The 12,761-nt window shown below is 70.6% G+C and carries 12 protein-coding genes and 1 tRNA gene; 6 read left to right on the top strand and 7 right to left on the bottom strand.

Translation table 11 applies throughout. The features are described from left to right. Positions 1-2: 2 nt before the first annotated feature. Genes BJY14_RS20855 through BJY14_RS20840 form a run of 4 tightly spaced genes read right to left on the bottom strand, consistent with a single transcriptional unit; the run spans position 3 to position 4,437 of the window. Positions 3-1,589 (bottom strand): FtsW/RodA/SpoVE family cell cycle protein, encoded by a 1,587-nt coding sequence (locus tag BJY14_RS20855; protein WP_179845168.1) that lies wholly within the window; start codon positions 1,587-1,589, stop codon positions 3-5. After that, positions 1,590-3,176, bottom strand: a complete 1,587-nt coding sequence (locus BJY14_RS20850; RefSeq protein WP_179845167.1) for a Stp1/IreP family PP2C-type Ser/Thr phosphatase — start codon at positions 3,174-3,176, stop codon at positions 1,590-1,592. Next, complete coding sequence (locus BJY14_RS20845) at positions 3,173-3,670, bottom strand: FHA domain-containing protein FhaB/FipA (RefSeq protein WP_179845166.1); 498 nt, start codon at positions 3,668-3,670, stop codon at positions 3,173-3,175. The genes BJY14_RS20850 and BJY14_RS20845 overlap by 4 nt, the downstream gene beginning before the upstream one ends. Positions 3,671-3,681: 11 nt before the next feature. Continuing rightward, complete coding sequence (locus tag BJY14_RS20840; RefSeq protein WP_067627928.1) at positions 3,682-4,437, bottom strand: FHA domain-containing protein; 756 nt, start codon at positions 4,435-4,437, stop codon at positions 3,682-3,684. A gap of 128 nt (positions 4,438-4,565) precedes the next feature. On the opposite strand from BJY14_RS20840, the gene BJY14_RS20835 reads away from it, so the two are divergent. Continuing rightward, positions 4,566-4,648 (top strand) — tRNA-Leu (locus tag BJY14_RS20835). Between the two features lie 367 nt (positions 4,649-5,015). On the opposite strand, the gene BJY14_RS20830 is transcribed toward BJY14_RS20835, so the two are convergent. Then, positions 5,016-5,489 carry a hypothetical protein gene (locus tag BJY14_RS20830; protein WP_179845165.1) on the bottom strand — a complete coding sequence of 158 codons (474 nt, stop codon included), beginning with the start codon at positions 5,487-5,489 and terminating at the stop codon, positions 5,016-5,018. Positions 5,490-6,009: 520 nt separating this feature from the next. Beyond that, positions 6,010-6,834 carry an NmrA family NAD(P)-binding protein gene (locus BJY14_RS20825; RefSeq protein ID WP_179845164.1) on the bottom strand — a complete coding sequence of 275 codons (825 nt, stop codon included), beginning with the start codon at positions 6,832-6,834 and terminating at the stop codon, positions 6,010-6,012. Positions 6,835-7,025: 191 nt separating this feature from the next. Between BJY14_RS20825 and BJY14_RS20820 the strand changes: the two genes are divergently transcribed. Next, positions 7,026-7,550 (top strand): SRPBCC domain-containing protein, encoded by a 525-nt coding sequence (locus tag BJY14_RS20820; protein ID WP_179845163.1) that lies wholly within the window; start codon positions 7,026-7,028, stop codon positions 7,548-7,550. 282 nt (positions 7,551-7,832) lie between these two features. Here BJY14_RS20820 and BJY14_RS20815 read toward each other — a convergent pair whose 3' ends face one another. Then, the gene (locus BJY14_RS20815) at positions 7,833-9,023 is read right to left on the bottom strand and encodes a low temperature requirement protein A (protein WP_179845162.1); all 1,191 of its coding nucleotides are present in this window, start codon (positions 9,021-9,023) and stop codon (positions 7,833-7,835) included. Positions 9,024-9,254: 231 nt separating this feature from the next. Here BJY14_RS20815 and BJY14_RS20810 point away from each other — a divergent pair, with 231 nt between their 5' ends. The 4 genes from BJY14_RS20810 to BJY14_RS20795 all read left to right on the top strand — a co-directional run bounded on the left by BJY14_RS20810 (position 9,255) and on the right by BJY14_RS20795 (position 12,679). After that, positions 9,255-10,013, top strand: a complete 759-nt coding sequence (locus tag BJY14_RS20810; protein ID WP_179845161.1) for an SDR family oxidoreductase — start codon at positions 9,255-9,257, stop codon at positions 10,011-10,013. A 36-nt stretch (positions 10,014-10,049) separates the two neighbouring features. Next, positions 10,050-10,487 carry a cupin domain-containing protein gene (locus BJY14_RS20805; protein WP_179845160.1) on the top strand — a complete coding sequence of 146 codons (438 nt, stop codon included), beginning with the start codon at positions 10,050-10,052 and terminating at the stop codon, positions 10,485-10,487. Positions 10,488-10,602: 115 nt separating this feature from the next. After that, on the top strand, positions 10,603-10,830 hold the full coding sequence (locus tag BJY14_RS20800; RefSeq protein ID WP_179845159.1) for a hypothetical protein: 228 nt from the start codon (positions 10,603-10,605) through the stop codon (positions 10,828-10,830). Between the two features lie 37 nt (positions 10,831-10,867). Next, positions 10,868-12,679 carry a ferritin-like domain-containing protein gene (locus BJY14_RS20795; protein WP_179845158.1) on the top strand — a complete coding sequence of 604 codons (1,812 nt, stop codon included), beginning with the start codon at positions 10,868-10,870 and terminating at the stop codon, positions 12,677-12,679. The last annotated feature ends 82 nt before the right edge of the window (positions 12,680-12,761 follow it).

Here is a 12,761-nt window from a genome sequence, read left to right as displayed (position 1 = left end):
AGTCACCTCGTGCTCACGATCTGGGTCATGCCCTCGTCCTGGATCGCCTGCGGGGCCGGCTTGCGCGCGTCGTGGCTCATTCGCACCAGGATCGCGATCAGGATCCAGTTGGCCATCAGCGACGAACCGCCCTGGGACAGGAAGGGCGTCGTCAGGCCGGTGAGCGGGATGAGCCGCGTGACGCCCCCGACGATCACGAAGACCTGGAGGGCCAGCACGAACGACACGCCGCCCGCGAACAGCTTCAGGAACGGGTCCCGCGCCGCCACGGCCGTCTTCATCCCGCGTTGCACGATCAACGCGTATATCAGCAGCAGCACCATCAACCCGGTCAGCCCGAGTTCCTCGCCGAGCGAGTCGAAGATGAAGTCGCTGAACGACAGGGGCGTGCGCCACGGCTCGCCCTGGCCGAGCCCGGTGCCGAGCACGCCGCCCTGGCCGAGCGCGAACAGGCCCTTCATCAGCTGCGCGCTGTCGGAGTACTCCCCGCCCAGCTCCGCGCAGGCGGAGAAGCCCGGCGAGATGGTGCCCTGCGCCTTGTACTTCTTGTAGATGGTGGTGTCGGGGTTGACCGGGACGACCTTGCCGCTCTCCAGCAGGCAGCCGCCGTCGAAGTAGGGCTTGGGGTTCTGCCAGATGTCGATGCGCTGGTTCACGTGGCCCATGAACGGCAGCAGCGTGGCGATGAAGATGCCGACCGACAGCAGCCCGACACCGATCACCACCCACGACACCCGCTGGGTCGCGATGTACAGCATCGACACGAACAGGCCGAAGAACAGCAGCGCGGTGCCGAGGTCCTTCTGCATGAACAGGACGCCGAGGCAGAAGAACCAGATCACCATGATCGGGCCGAGGTCGCGGGCCCGGGGCAGGCTGATCGGGCCGACCTTCTTGCCGATCAGCGACATCGCCTGCCGCTTGTTCACCAGATACCCGGCGAAGAAGACCACCAGCAGGAGCTTGGCGAACTCGCCCGGCTGCACCGAGAACGGACCCAGATGGATCCACACCCGGGCGCCGTTGATCTCCGCTCCGATGCCGGGGACGATCGGCAGCAGCAGCAGGACGACCGCGGTGAGCCCGATCAGGTACGTGTAGCGCTGCGCGGTCTTCGGCGTGAACGACAGCGGCGCGTCGGGCTTGTCGGTGTCGCGCATGATCATCACGGCGCCGACGAACAGGGCGATCCCGATGAACGTCCACATCAGCTGGCCGGGCGCGTCGGCGGCGTCGGGGAGCAGCTTCTTGCCCGCGGCCGCCGCGACCTTGCGGTCGTGGCTGGTGTCGAGGTCCAGGCGGTAGATCATCGCCAGCCCGATGCCGTTCAGCGCCACGGCGAGCGGCAGCAGCAGCGGGTCGGCGTACGGGGTGAACTTCGCCTGGATCAGGTAGGCGATGAACGCCAGGACGGCCAGGCCGCCGCCGTACACGAACAGGCCGCCGGGGATGTTCCCGTCACGGGCGAGGCCGACCTCCGCGAACGCCGACAGCGTCAGGACCATCGCGAACGCCAGAAGCGCCAGCGAGGCGGCGTTGCGCCGCTGGTACGGGAGGTGGGCCCTGATCTGGTCCCCGATGGATTGCATCTACGAGCTCCCCCCGCTGGAGGGGCAGTCCTTGATGGACGGGGTGCGCTGCTTGCACTCTTCCCGGTGCGCGCCGAGCTGGTCGAGCTTGGCCTGCGCCGCCTTCTGCCCGATGAACACGAGGGTGCCCTTCTCGACCGCGGTCACGTCCGATGCGGGCAGCTCGTCGATCCGGATGTCGCTGCTCTTCACGGAGGACTGCCGGCAGTTCTGCTGCTCACGGCCCTTCACCATGACGACCTTGCCGCCCTCCCCGATGAGGGAGTACTTGCAGACGGCGTTCTCCAGCTGCTTCAGCGCCTTCGGGCCGTCCACGGTGTAGGTGTCCTTGACCTGCTGCTGGAGGTCCTGCGGGAGGTCGGCCACCAGGATCGCCTGCTTCGGCTGCTCCTTCTTGGCGGCCTCGCGCGACAGGCTGAGGCCCGGCACCTTCTGCGTCGTCCCGCGGTAGAGGACGACCTCGCCGTCCTTGTTCGCGCCGATGTAGTAGCCGTTCCGGACGTTCTGCAGCAGTACGAACCCGCCCGCCACGACGCCCACGACGACCACGCCCGCCACGACGACCAGCCACGTCCAGCGCCGCGTGCCGCCCCGCCGCGCCCGCATCTGCTGGGCCTGCGGCATCGCGCCCGGCGCCGGTGGGGGGCCCATCGCGTCGCTCATCGGCATCGGGGCCTGCGGCGGCGGCATCTCGTCCACCGCCACGGGCGGCTGCGGCCTGGTCTCGCGCAGCTGCGCGGCCCGCCCCGCCGGGGTGTCGGCGACGGTCGTGTTCGGCCCCGTCCCCCCGCCCGGCCGCTCCGGCGGCGCCGCGTTGGCCGCCGCCCCCACCGCGTGGCCGGGGCCGCCCGTCGGGGGCTGGCGCTCCAGGTCCACCACGTCGGCGACGACGCAGGTGATGTTGTCGGGGCCGCCGCCGCGGTTCGCCAGGTCTATCAGCTGCCGGACGGCCTGCTCGGGGTCGTCGACGTCCGTGAGCACCTGGAAGATCGTCTCCGCCGTGACGACGCCGGACAGGCCGTCCGAGCACAGCAGGTACCGGTCGCCGACCTTGGCCTCGCGCAGCGACAGGTCGGGGTCGACCTCGCCGCGGCCGTCCAGCGCCCGCAGCAGCAGCGACCGCTGCGGGTGCGAGGCCGCCTCGTCCGGGCTGATCCTGCCCTCGTCGACCAGGGACTGCACCAGCGTGTGGTCGTGCGTGATCTGGAACAGGCTGCCGTCGCGGAGCAGGTAGGCGCGCGAGTCGCCGATGTGCACCAGCGCGACCTGGTTGCCCGCCCACAGCATCGCGGTCAGCGTCGTCCCCATGCCCTGCAGGGCGGGGTCGGACTCCACGATGCGGTGCAGGTTGTCGTTCGCCGTCTTGACCGTGTGCTCCAGCGCGGCCAGCAGCTCGGTCGCGGGAAGGTCCTTGTCGAGCCCCCGCAGCGCCTCGATCGCCGCGGCGCTCGCGATCTCGCCGCCGACGTGCCCGCCCATCCCGTCGGCCACCGCGAGCAGGTGCGCGCCCGCGTACGCCGAGTCCTCGTTGCCCTCGCGCAGCATGCCCACGTCGGAGCGCGCGGCGTAGCGGATTCCCAGTGTCATTTGCGCAGCTCGATCACGGTCTTGCCGATACGGACCGGAACGCCGGGTGGAATCGGCATCGGCCGGCTCACCTTCGTGCGTCCGAGATACGTCCCATTGGTCGAGCCGAGATCTTCCACGATCCACTGACCGTCCTGCGCGAAAAGTCGGGCATGCCGGCTCGAAGCGTAGTCGTCGGTCACGACGAGCGTGGCGTCATTGGCGCGGCCGATGGTGATGGGCACCCCCGTGAGGTCGATGACGGTGCCGGCCCGCTCGCCCTGGACGACGACCAGCTTTGTCGGGGCGCTGTTCTGGGCGCTGCGCTGCGGCCGCGGCGGCTTCGGCTGTCTCGCCGCCCGGGGGGGACGGGGCTGGGACGCGCGATTGGCCGCCTTCGAGGCGGCTTTCGAGCCGAACAGGTCGGCCCTGATCACGCCGACGGCCGCGATGACGAACAGCCACAGCACCGCGAGGAACGCCAGCTTGATCAGCGTGAGGGTGAATGGGGACATCGGAGTCGGGGTTACTCCCTATCGCGGCGGAACACAAGAGTGGTGCGGCCCATCGTGACCCGGGAGCCGTCGACCAGCGTCACCCGCCGGATCGGCTGCCCGTTCACGAACGAGCCGTTGGTCGACCCTAGATCCACGAGAGCGATTTCGGGACCTTCTACGCGTATCTCGGCATGGTGCCGTGATACGCCGGGGTCGACGAGGCGCAGGTCGCAGTCGGTGCCGCGACCCAGCAGGGTCACGGGAGTGTTGATCTCATAGGTGCGCTGAGTCGTGTCCGATCCCTCCACCGCCGTGGTCACCAGAAGGCGCGGATGCCCCCCGAACACCCCGCCCCGGCCGCCCTGCGGCACGTCGCTCACCGGCCGGCGGATCTCCCCGCCCTCGACCGTCGAGCCCCGGATCACGCCCGACCTGATGCGGAACATGCCCGTGGCGAGGTCCCCCGCGTTCTCGAACCTCACCCGCACCGGACCCACGAAGGAGTACCCCTGCTCCTTCGCGTACTCGCGCGCGAGATTCGCCAGCTCCTGGCTCAGGCTGTCGGCGTACACCTGCAGCCGCTGCCCGTCCTGCTGAGAGATCTCCACGACGAAGTCGTTCGGCACGAGCGTGCGGCCCTGTGCCACGATCGCCGCCCGATCGTCCATCTCGCGCTGCACAGCACTGGCCACCTCGACCGGCTGCAGCTCGGACTTGAAGGCACGGGCGAAGGCCCCTTCGACCATGCCCTCGAGCCGTCGCTCGAAGCGCTGAATGACGCCCACGGGCACCTCCCTTCCCCACTGGTAGACGATCGTATCGGTGCGAAGGTTCGCTCGGCGTATCTGGATACCTAACCACCCCCGGCCCCGTGCTAGCCTTTTCAGGCACCCGGAAACGGGACGGCACCCACGGGCGGGTGGCGGAACGGCAGACGCGCACGGTTCAGGTCCGTGTGTCCGAAAGGATGTGAGGGTTCAAATCCCTCCTCGCCCACTCAGGGGTACAGACGAAAGTCCTAGCCCCACAGTGACGGAACAGACCCCGGAGCAGCAAGCTCCGGGGTCTTCGTCGTTACGGAGGCCAGTCTTCTGTGACCGCAGCGACCGAAGCGGCAGGCACGCAGGAGGATGCCTCGGCCCTTGGGTCCGGTTTGTGGCGGTGTGTCAGCGTCGTGAGTGCCGGGGGTTCAGGCTGCGGGCGGGGTGATGTGCCCGGTGGGTGTCCAGGTGCCGCGTGGCTTGCGTGTCTTGTGCCGAGCGCGGCGGTGGGGGTCCCTCCGGACCGGCCCCCGGACACGCGACACCCACGCGAACAATGAGGGGGTGGTGGGGCCAGCGCGGCCCCACCACCCCCTCACGAACTAGCTACCGCGGTGCCACCGGCCCTGAAGGCGCCGTGCACCGGTCTCGTAGAACGTGTCGGTGGGGGCGATCTCACACCCCAGCGTCACCAGCACGTCGAGCAGCGGACTGCCCTCGGGAACGTTGAAGCCGATCGTGACCGGCCCCGTGAAGAACTCGCCCGCCGACTCCACGAAGAGCCGCACGAGGTCCTTCCCGCTGTGGCCGGAGACCACGGCGAACATGTCCACGTGGAAGTCCTCGTCGGGGCCCACGTGCAGCTCCGACCACGACCGACTGATCCACCGCCCGCGCATGAAGGCGAGGACCTCCTCGCCCTCGGCCGCGACCAGGTAGACGGTCCGAACGTCCTGGAAGGAGGGCTCCAGCGGGAGGGCCCGCCGAACCCAGTACTGGTTGCGGTCCGCCACCACGTCGCTCACGATCCGGCGGATGCCCTTCAGATCGCGAGGATCCGCAATCCTGATTTCCATTGTTCTTGTTCCTTTCGTTTGTTTCCCTAGGCTCCGGCCGCCCTTCCGGGCCGCCGTCGCACTCATGGACCGTCCGAAGCCGGGTGGCTTTGTCACCGGGCTCGAGGCGCTGGGTGACCGCCCGGGGCCGGCGGTGCCGGGGAGCACCCGGCTCGGGTGCCAGGAGTGCGTGCAGCCGGATGTAGGGCGGCAGACCAACGTCGAACGCGGCGTCGTCGTCGAGATCGTCGGTGCCGACGCCCCCGCCACCGGCGCCTCGCGCGATGAGCAGCGACAGTCACGAGTCCGAGAGACAGCCGGAGACGGCTCCGGGCCATCGAGTGGAAGATGGGGTAGTGACGGAAAGAGCCCCCACGCGACAGCGTGGGGGCTCTTTCCGCTTCTCACGACGTGTCGAGGCGGTCCACAGTTCTTGATCGCAGCCGGCGAGGCGGGGTTTCTGAGCCCGGAAGGGGCACGGGCGCACTGCGGCGTACGCCGCAGTGCGCCCGTGCCGCCGCCTTTGCCCGGTGGTCGCCGATCAGGAGCGGAAGGCGGCGGCGTTCTCGGCGGACCACTGGGCGAAGCCGCGCGCGTCGCGGCCGGTGATCTCCTTGACGGTCGGGACCACGGTGTAGCCGGCCTCTGGCGTGTTCCCCAGCGCGTTGACGAGGAACTCGATGGTCCCCTCGCCCATGCCGTCGCCGCGCCACTTGGCGCGCGCCTCGTCCACGGTCAGTTCCACGAACCCCACGTTCGTGCCGATGGCCGCGCTCAGGATCGCGACCTTGTCCCTGAGCGTGATCGCCTCGGGGCCGGTGATGGTGAGCGTCTCGCCGCCCTGCCCGCCCTCGACCAGCACCGTGGCGGCCACGGCGGCGATGTCGCGCTCGTGCACCAGCGCGCTGAGCCGGTCCCCGAACGGCTCCTTGATGATGCCCTCGGCCTTGATCGTCTGTGCCCACCAGCGCAGCGTGTTGGACATGAACTCGACCGGTTCGAGCAGCGTCCACTCGATGCCGCCGGCGGCCAGAGCCTGCTCCAGCCCACCGTCCGCGCGCCCGCCGAGCACCGTGACCCGCCGTACGCCCGCCTCGGCGGCCAGCCGCACCAGACCGGCACCGTCGGGCAGGGGCGTGTAGTCGTCACCCGCGAAGTTGATCAGGTGTGCGGCCACGACGCCGTCGAAGACACCGGTCAGTGAGTCGAGGTCGGCGAGGTCGCCGGCGACGACCTCGACACCCTCGGGAAAGGCGGCCCTGGCGGGGTTCCTGGTCAGGGCGCGAACCGGCTGCCCTGCCGCGCGGAGTTCCTCGACGACGAGACGGCCGACGGTCCCGGTGGCACCTGTGACGAGGAAGGTCATGATCGAACCCCTAACTTTGCGGAACGGAACGTTCTGCTCTCACTCTAGCAGAACGGAATGCTTCATTCCACTATCGGCGCATGTGTGGAAACGGGTGACGGCCTTCGGGATGGGGGGAGTGACCTTGTGCAGCTAACTGCATTAGCCTTATGGTTATGGCTAATAAGGTTAGCTGAGAGGGAGGGGTTGTTATGGCCGTCCGCATCGTCCGCGTCGCGGGGATCGTGGTCGTCGCACTCGTCGTCGTCATCGGGAGCCTGTACGGCTGGACCCGGATCCATCCGCACAAGCTCCGCGCCGAGATCGAGGTCAACGCCTCCGCCGCCCAGGTCTGGCAGGTGCTCACCGACTTCCAGGCCTATCCCGAGTGGAACCCGTTCATCCTCAGCGCCGTCGGCGAGCCGAAGAAGGGCGCGAAGCTGGTCAACAAGCTGGCCGGCGACGACGGCGGGAAGGGGATGACCTTCAAGCCGACCGTCCTGGTCGCCGACCCCGGGCACGAACTGCGCTGGATCGGCCGGTTCGGTGTCCCGGGCGTGGTCGACGGCGAGCACTACTTCCTCATCCAGGAGATGGGCCCTGGGCGCGTCAAGCTGACCCAGGGGGAGAACTTCACCGGCTTCCTGGTGCCCTTCGCCGAGAGTGCGATCGACGTCCAGGACGAGTTCGCCGCCATGAACGACGCGCTCAAGAAGCGCGTCGAGGCTGCGCACTGAGAGAAGACCTCACCGTGAGCGACCGGCCTGAACTCGGCGTCCTGAGCTCCCGCGCGGCCCAGATGGGCCTGCGCGAAGAGGAGGGCTGTGATGGCCTCACGATGCGAGCCCTGGCCGCCCGGCTGGACATCCGCGCACCTTCGCTCTACAAGCACAGATGGGCGGGGCCGAAACCGGCACCGAGCCGTACCGGGTCATCGAGGAGCCTGTGCCGCTGCCCGGAGCGGCAAGCCCCGGGGTTTTCGTCGTTGCGGGGGCCAGTCTTCTGTGACCGCTGTGGGCTTAGGTCGCGGCGCGCGTTTCCTGTCGCGGAGACCTGTTGTCGCCGGGCGCGATCGTGAGGACGGTCATCACGACGGCCAGGGCGGCAATCGCTGCGATGACCGTGGCCACTCCGACGTGTGCGGCCGCCGACGGCATGAGCAGGACGGCGGCGACCCCGGGCACCACCACTGCGGGGCGCAGGACGGGCGCGGCCAGGATGGGCGTGTGGACCTTCCAGAGCAGCATGACGAACAGAGCGGTCGGGACCGCCACGGCGTAGCAGACCGCGAGAGGTGACGCTTCGAGGTCGTGTCCGGTCTGCGCGACCGCCACCTCAAGCCCCGCGCCGAGCGCCGCGAGGCTCGCGAAGATGCCGTAGTGGCCGTAGCCCCACCGGTAGGAGCGGTGGCGGCGGTCGTTGAGCCCCTCGCCCGCGGGGACGAGGAAGTAGAGCCACCAGAGGGCGAACAGCAGGACGAGACCGGAGCCGGCGATGATGAGGAGCCGCCGGCCGACCTCGGCCCCTTCGAGCGCTTCGGCGACCGCGTTGGACGCGGCGAGGACGCTCTCCCCGAACAGGATGATCATGAACAGGCCGTAGCGTTCGGCGATGTGGTGGGGGTGCCAGCTGGTGGGGCTCGTCCGTTCCGCCCACCGCGGCACGGTCAGCTCCAGGACGGCCAGGGCGGCGAAGCAGGGGAACTGGGCGGACGACGGCAGAAGGTTCGCCTGCGCCGCGACGAGCCAGAGGATCCAGCCCGCCTGAGCGACGGTGATGCCGAGGGCGTAGCGCAGCGCGGTGCCGCGGCCCGCCGGGTCTTCGGCCGCGGCCCGCAGCCACTGCGCGACGAGGGCGGCCCGCATGACGAGGTAGCCGATCGCGACGGCGCGGTAGTCGGCGTGGCCGGCCGCGGCCGGCACGCCCGCGGCGAGGACCAGGACGCCCGCCATCTGCACCATGGTCAGCAGCCGGTAGGGGATGTCGTCGGTGTCGTACGAGGACGCGAACCAGGTGAAGTTCATCCACGCCCACCACACGGCGAAGAAGACCTGCAGGAACGGGACGAGCCCGGACAGGGCGTGCCCGCCGGCGATGTGGTCCGCGAACCGGGCGGTGACGGCCGCGACCGCCACCACGAAGGTGAGGTCGAACAGGAGTTCGAGCTGACTCGAGGCGCGGTGCGGCTCGTCGACCGCGCGCGCGGTCATCCGGATCCGGATACGGCATGCGGCACCTGCTGGTGGCACGGTCTCGCTCCCGTCGTCGCATGAACTCGTCCGACTGCAAGGACAGGCGAGGGCCCGGAGTTGTGACGGCCGCGGCCCGATTCGCGCGGCGTCCGGGAAATCTTCGCCGGAGCCGTCACAGCCCGGACGGGTGCCCTGTCCTAGCTGGCGACCGGGCGGTGACCGACCGCCCGGCGGACGGGAGGGTTCCTCATGAAGATCGTGGTCATCGGCGGCACCGGGCTGATCGGTTCGAAGGCCGTGGAGATGCTCCGGCAGCACGGGCACGAGGCGGTGCCGGCCGCGCCGAACACGGGCGTGAACGCGCTCACGGGCGAGGGGCTGGCCGAGGTGCTCGAGGGCGCGTCCGCGGTGGTCGACGTGTCCAACTCGCCGTCCTTCGAGGACGAGGCCGTGCTGAACTTCTTCACGACCTCGACCGGCAACCTGCTGGAGGCGGAGAAGAAGGCCGGTGTGGGCCACCATGTCGCGCTGACCATCGTGAACACCGACCGGCGTCCCGACATCGGCTACTTCCGGGCGAAGCTCGCGCAGGAGAGGCTGATCGAGGAGTCGCCGATCCCGTTCTCGCTGATCCACGCGACGCAGTTCTTCGAGTTCGGCCGCAGGATCGCCGACGAGGCCGCCGCCGGCGGCGACGCGGTCCCGATGCCGCCCGTGCTGTTCCAGCCCATCGCGGGCGAGGAGGTGTCCCGGACGGTCGCGCGGACCGCGGCGGGAACGCCGCTGAACGGCCGGATCCAGATCGCCGGCCCCGAGGCGTCCCGGATGGACGAGTTCTTCCGCAAGGCGCTGGCCGCCTGGGGCGACCCGCGCGAGGTGGTCACCGACCCGCACGCGCACTACTTCGGCGCCGAGATGCACGAGCGCGACCTCGTCCCGGACGAGGGCGCCGCGACGCTCGGCGAGGTCACCTACGCCGCCTGGCTGGCCGCGAACCCCGTCAAGTGACCGGCGCCCGCACCGACGAGCCGAGGAGGCGCCCCCATGTCCGGCCCTGACTCCACCGCCGCCGAGCCGAAGCCCGGGTCGACCGCGTGGCAGACCGCGCTCACCACCGTCCAGGAGGTGGAGCCGCCGTTCATCCCGGCCGGCGCGCACGCCATGACGGTGGTCATCGAGTACCCGCCCGGCGACCCCGGCGCGCCGCCCCACCGGCACCCCGGTCCGGCGTTCGGCTACGTGCTGGAGGGCGAGATGCTGATGGAGCTCGAAGGGCAGCCGCCCCGGCCCGTCCCGGCGGGCGAGGCGTTCTGGGAGCCCGGCGGCGACGTCATCCACTACCAGGACGGCAACAACCGCGACGACATGCCGGTCCGGTTCGTCGTCACCATGCTCTGCGAGCCGGGCAAGCCGATGCTGACCCTCGTGGACGACGCCGAGCTCGCCGAGCGCGCGCACCTGCGGGTCCCCGGGGATTCCTGACCCCCGGCGAGACGCGATGCTCCGCGAGATCCACCGGGTGCTGCCGCCCGGTGCGGCTGGTCCACGCGACCAGGCGTCCGGGCGGCCGGCCGAACGAACCGTGTGTGGAGGACTGATGAACACCCCCATCGGCGACGAGTTCGAGGCGGAGGTCGAGGCCGAACTGGAGCTGGCCGAGGCGAGCGACCCGGTGCGGGCCGCGGCGCGGCCGGCCTCCGAGTGGCTGTTCGACCCGGCCGAGGTAGAGGCCGAGGAGATCGAGCTCCGCAACCTCCTCGGCGCGGCCGAGGAACTGAGGGCCGCTCCCCGGTCCCGCGGGCACCGCCCCGGCGAAGGCGCCTGACCTCTGCCCATCCCACGACATCCGAAGCGAGACACCCATGAACCCACCAACTGGGCGGCAGCATGCCCCCGAACCCGTCCCGTCGACCGGAATCGCCACGCTCGATGATCTCCGCGAGCACCTGCAGTGGGCGGTCGAACTGGAGCACGCGACCCTGCCGCCGTACCTGTGCGCGCTCTACTCGCTCGACCCGGAGCGCAACCCCGAGGCCGTCGAGGCGGTGGCGGGCGTCTTCATCGAGGAGATGCTGCACCTGGTGCTGGCGGCGAACCTGCTCAACGCCGTAGGCGGGAGCCCGCGGCTGGACGCGCCGGAGCTGCTGCCGCCGCACCCTCGCCGGCTGCCGCACGGCGACGCCTCGCTGGAGCTGTCGCTGCTCCCGTTCGGCGACGCGGCGATCGACATGTTCCTGCACCTGGAGCAGCCGGCACCGGCCGGCGCCCCCGCCGAAGGCGACCGCTACGAGACGATCGGGCAGTTCTACGACGCGATCGAGGCCGGGCTGCGCGGCCTGTGCGACCGGCTCGGCGAGGCGGAGGTCTTCTCCGGCGACCCGGCACGCCAGCTCCACGCCGGGCACTTCGCGCACACCGCCGGGCGGATGATCGAGGTCACCGGTCTCGCCTCGGCGCTGGCGGCGCTGGAGGAGATCGTCGAGGAGGGCGAGGGCACGTCCCGCGGCGCGGTCTGGGACGGCGACCCCGACGTGCACCATCCCGACCGCGACGAGGTCGCCCACTACTACCGCTTCCAGGAGCTCAGGGCCGGCCGCCGCTACCGCCGCGGCGACACGCCGGCGTCCGGCCCCACCGGCGAGCCGCTCGGCGTCGACTTCGCCGGCGTCCTGCCGATGCGGCCCAACCCCAAGGTCGCCGACCACGCCCCCGGGAGCGAGATCCGCGCGGCCCAGGAGGAGTTCAACCGGACGTACTGCACTCTCCTTCACCTGCTGGAGCAGGCGTTCAACGGCAGCCCGCGGCTGCTCGCGGTCTCCGTCGCCTCCATGTACCAGCTCAAGGCGCAGGCCCAGGCGCTGATGCGGACGCCCGACGGCGACGGCGCGACGGCCGGCCCCACGTTCGAGTACGTCCCGCCGGAGGAGCGCGGCTGGGGCGCAGGCGACGAGCCGCAGCGCGTCGACGTCCTCCCCCACGGCCCGTACCTCGTGCGCGGCGGGATCCCGCTCCGGCGCAAACGGAAGATCGTCTCCGCCGAGAACAGCGCGCTCACCTGGCAGACCGGCGACGCCCTGCCGACCGAGCCCGTCTACGCGCTGTGCCGCTGCGGCCATTCCCGGTCCAAGCCGTTCTGCGACGGGACGCACGCACTGATCGGGTTCGACGGCACCGAGAGCGCCGACGTCCGGCCCTACGAGGAACTGCAGCACGTGCACGACGGGGTGGGCATCTCCGCGCAGCGGGTCGGCGAGCTGTGCATCCACGCGGCGTTCTGCATCGGGCGCACGCGGCCGATCGCGGAGATGCTCGCCGAGACCGGCGACAGCGACGTGCGCTCCAACATCATGGGGCGGATCGAGCACTGCCCCTCCGGCTCCTACAGCTACGCACTGCGGCGCGGCGGGGAGACCATCGAGCCCGGCCTTCCGCCCGCCATCGCCGTGCTCGAAGAGGAGGACGGGCTGGCCAGCGCGCTGTGGGTGACCGGTGGCGTGCCCGTGCACCGCGCGGACGGGCGGCCATTGGAGACCCGCAACAGGGTGACGCTGTGCCGGTGCGGGCAGTCGGCCGGCAAGCCGCTGTGCGACGGCACCCACCGGAAGATCGACTTCCGTGAGGAGGCGCCCGGGCCGGCCGGCGGGGCCGCGGCGGCGCAGGGTGAGGCCATCTGATCGAACGGTGAACCGGTAGCGGTTACTCTCGCGGGAGAGCGGCCCGTCTTGTCTGAGCTGTCCGGGGGCAGGTGAGACAGGA

The organism is Actinomadura luteofluorescens, from assembly GCF_013409365.1.
GTDB lineage: Bacteria > Actinomycetota > Actinomycetes > Streptosporangiales > Streptosporangiaceae > Spirillospora > Spirillospora luteofluorescens.
Note: the sequence above shows the minus strand (reverse complement) of the source record. Positions and strands in the feature narration are given on the sequence as shown.

What these genes read in the sequence shown, in the direction of transcription:
- BJY14_RS20855 (WP_179845168.1), bottom strand. Translation starts at nt 1,589, where the DNA reads ATGCAATCCATCGGGGACCAGATCAGGGCCCACCTCCCGTACCAGCGG.
- BJY14_RS20850 (WP_179845167.1), bottom strand. Translation starts at nt 3,176, where the DNA reads ATGACACTGGGAATCCGCTACGCCGCGCGCTCCGACGTGGGCATGCTG.
- BJY14_RS20845 (WP_179845166.1), bottom strand. Translation starts at nt 3,670, where the DNA reads ATGTCCCCATTCACCCTCACGCTGATCAAGCTGGCGTTCCTCGCGGTG.
- BJY14_RS20830 (WP_179845165.1), bottom strand. Translation starts at nt 5,489, where the DNA reads ATGGAAATCAGGATTGCGGATCCTCGCGATCTGAAGGGCATCCGCCGG.
- BJY14_RS20825 (WP_179845164.1), bottom strand. Translation starts at nt 6,834, where the DNA reads ATGACCTTCCTCGTCACAGGTGCCACCGGGACCGTCGGCCGTCTCGTC.
- BJY14_RS20820 (WP_179845163.1), top strand. Translation starts at nt 7,026, where the DNA reads ATGGCCGTCCGCATCGTCCGCGTCGCGGGGATCGTGGTCGTCGCACTC.
- BJY14_RS20815 (WP_179845162.1), bottom strand. Translation starts at nt 9,023, where the DNA reads ATGACCGCGCGCGCGGTCGACGAGCCGCACCGCGCCTCGAGTCAGCTC.
- BJY14_RS20810 (WP_179845161.1), top strand. Translation starts at nt 9,255, where the DNA reads ATGAAGATCGTGGTCATCGGCGGCACCGGGCTGATCGGTTCGAAGGCC.
- BJY14_RS20805 (WP_179845160.1), top strand. Translation starts at nt 10,050, where the DNA reads ATGTCCGGCCCTGACTCCACCGCCGCCGAGCCGAAGCCCGGGTCGACC.
- BJY14_RS20800 (WP_179845159.1), top strand. Translation starts at nt 10,603, where the DNA reads ATGAACACCCCCATCGGCGACGAGTTCGAGGCGGAGGTCGAGGCCGAA.
- BJY14_RS20795 (WP_179845158.1), top strand. Translation starts at nt 10,868, where the DNA reads ATGAACCCACCAACTGGGCGGCAGCATGCCCCCGAACCCGTCCCGTCG.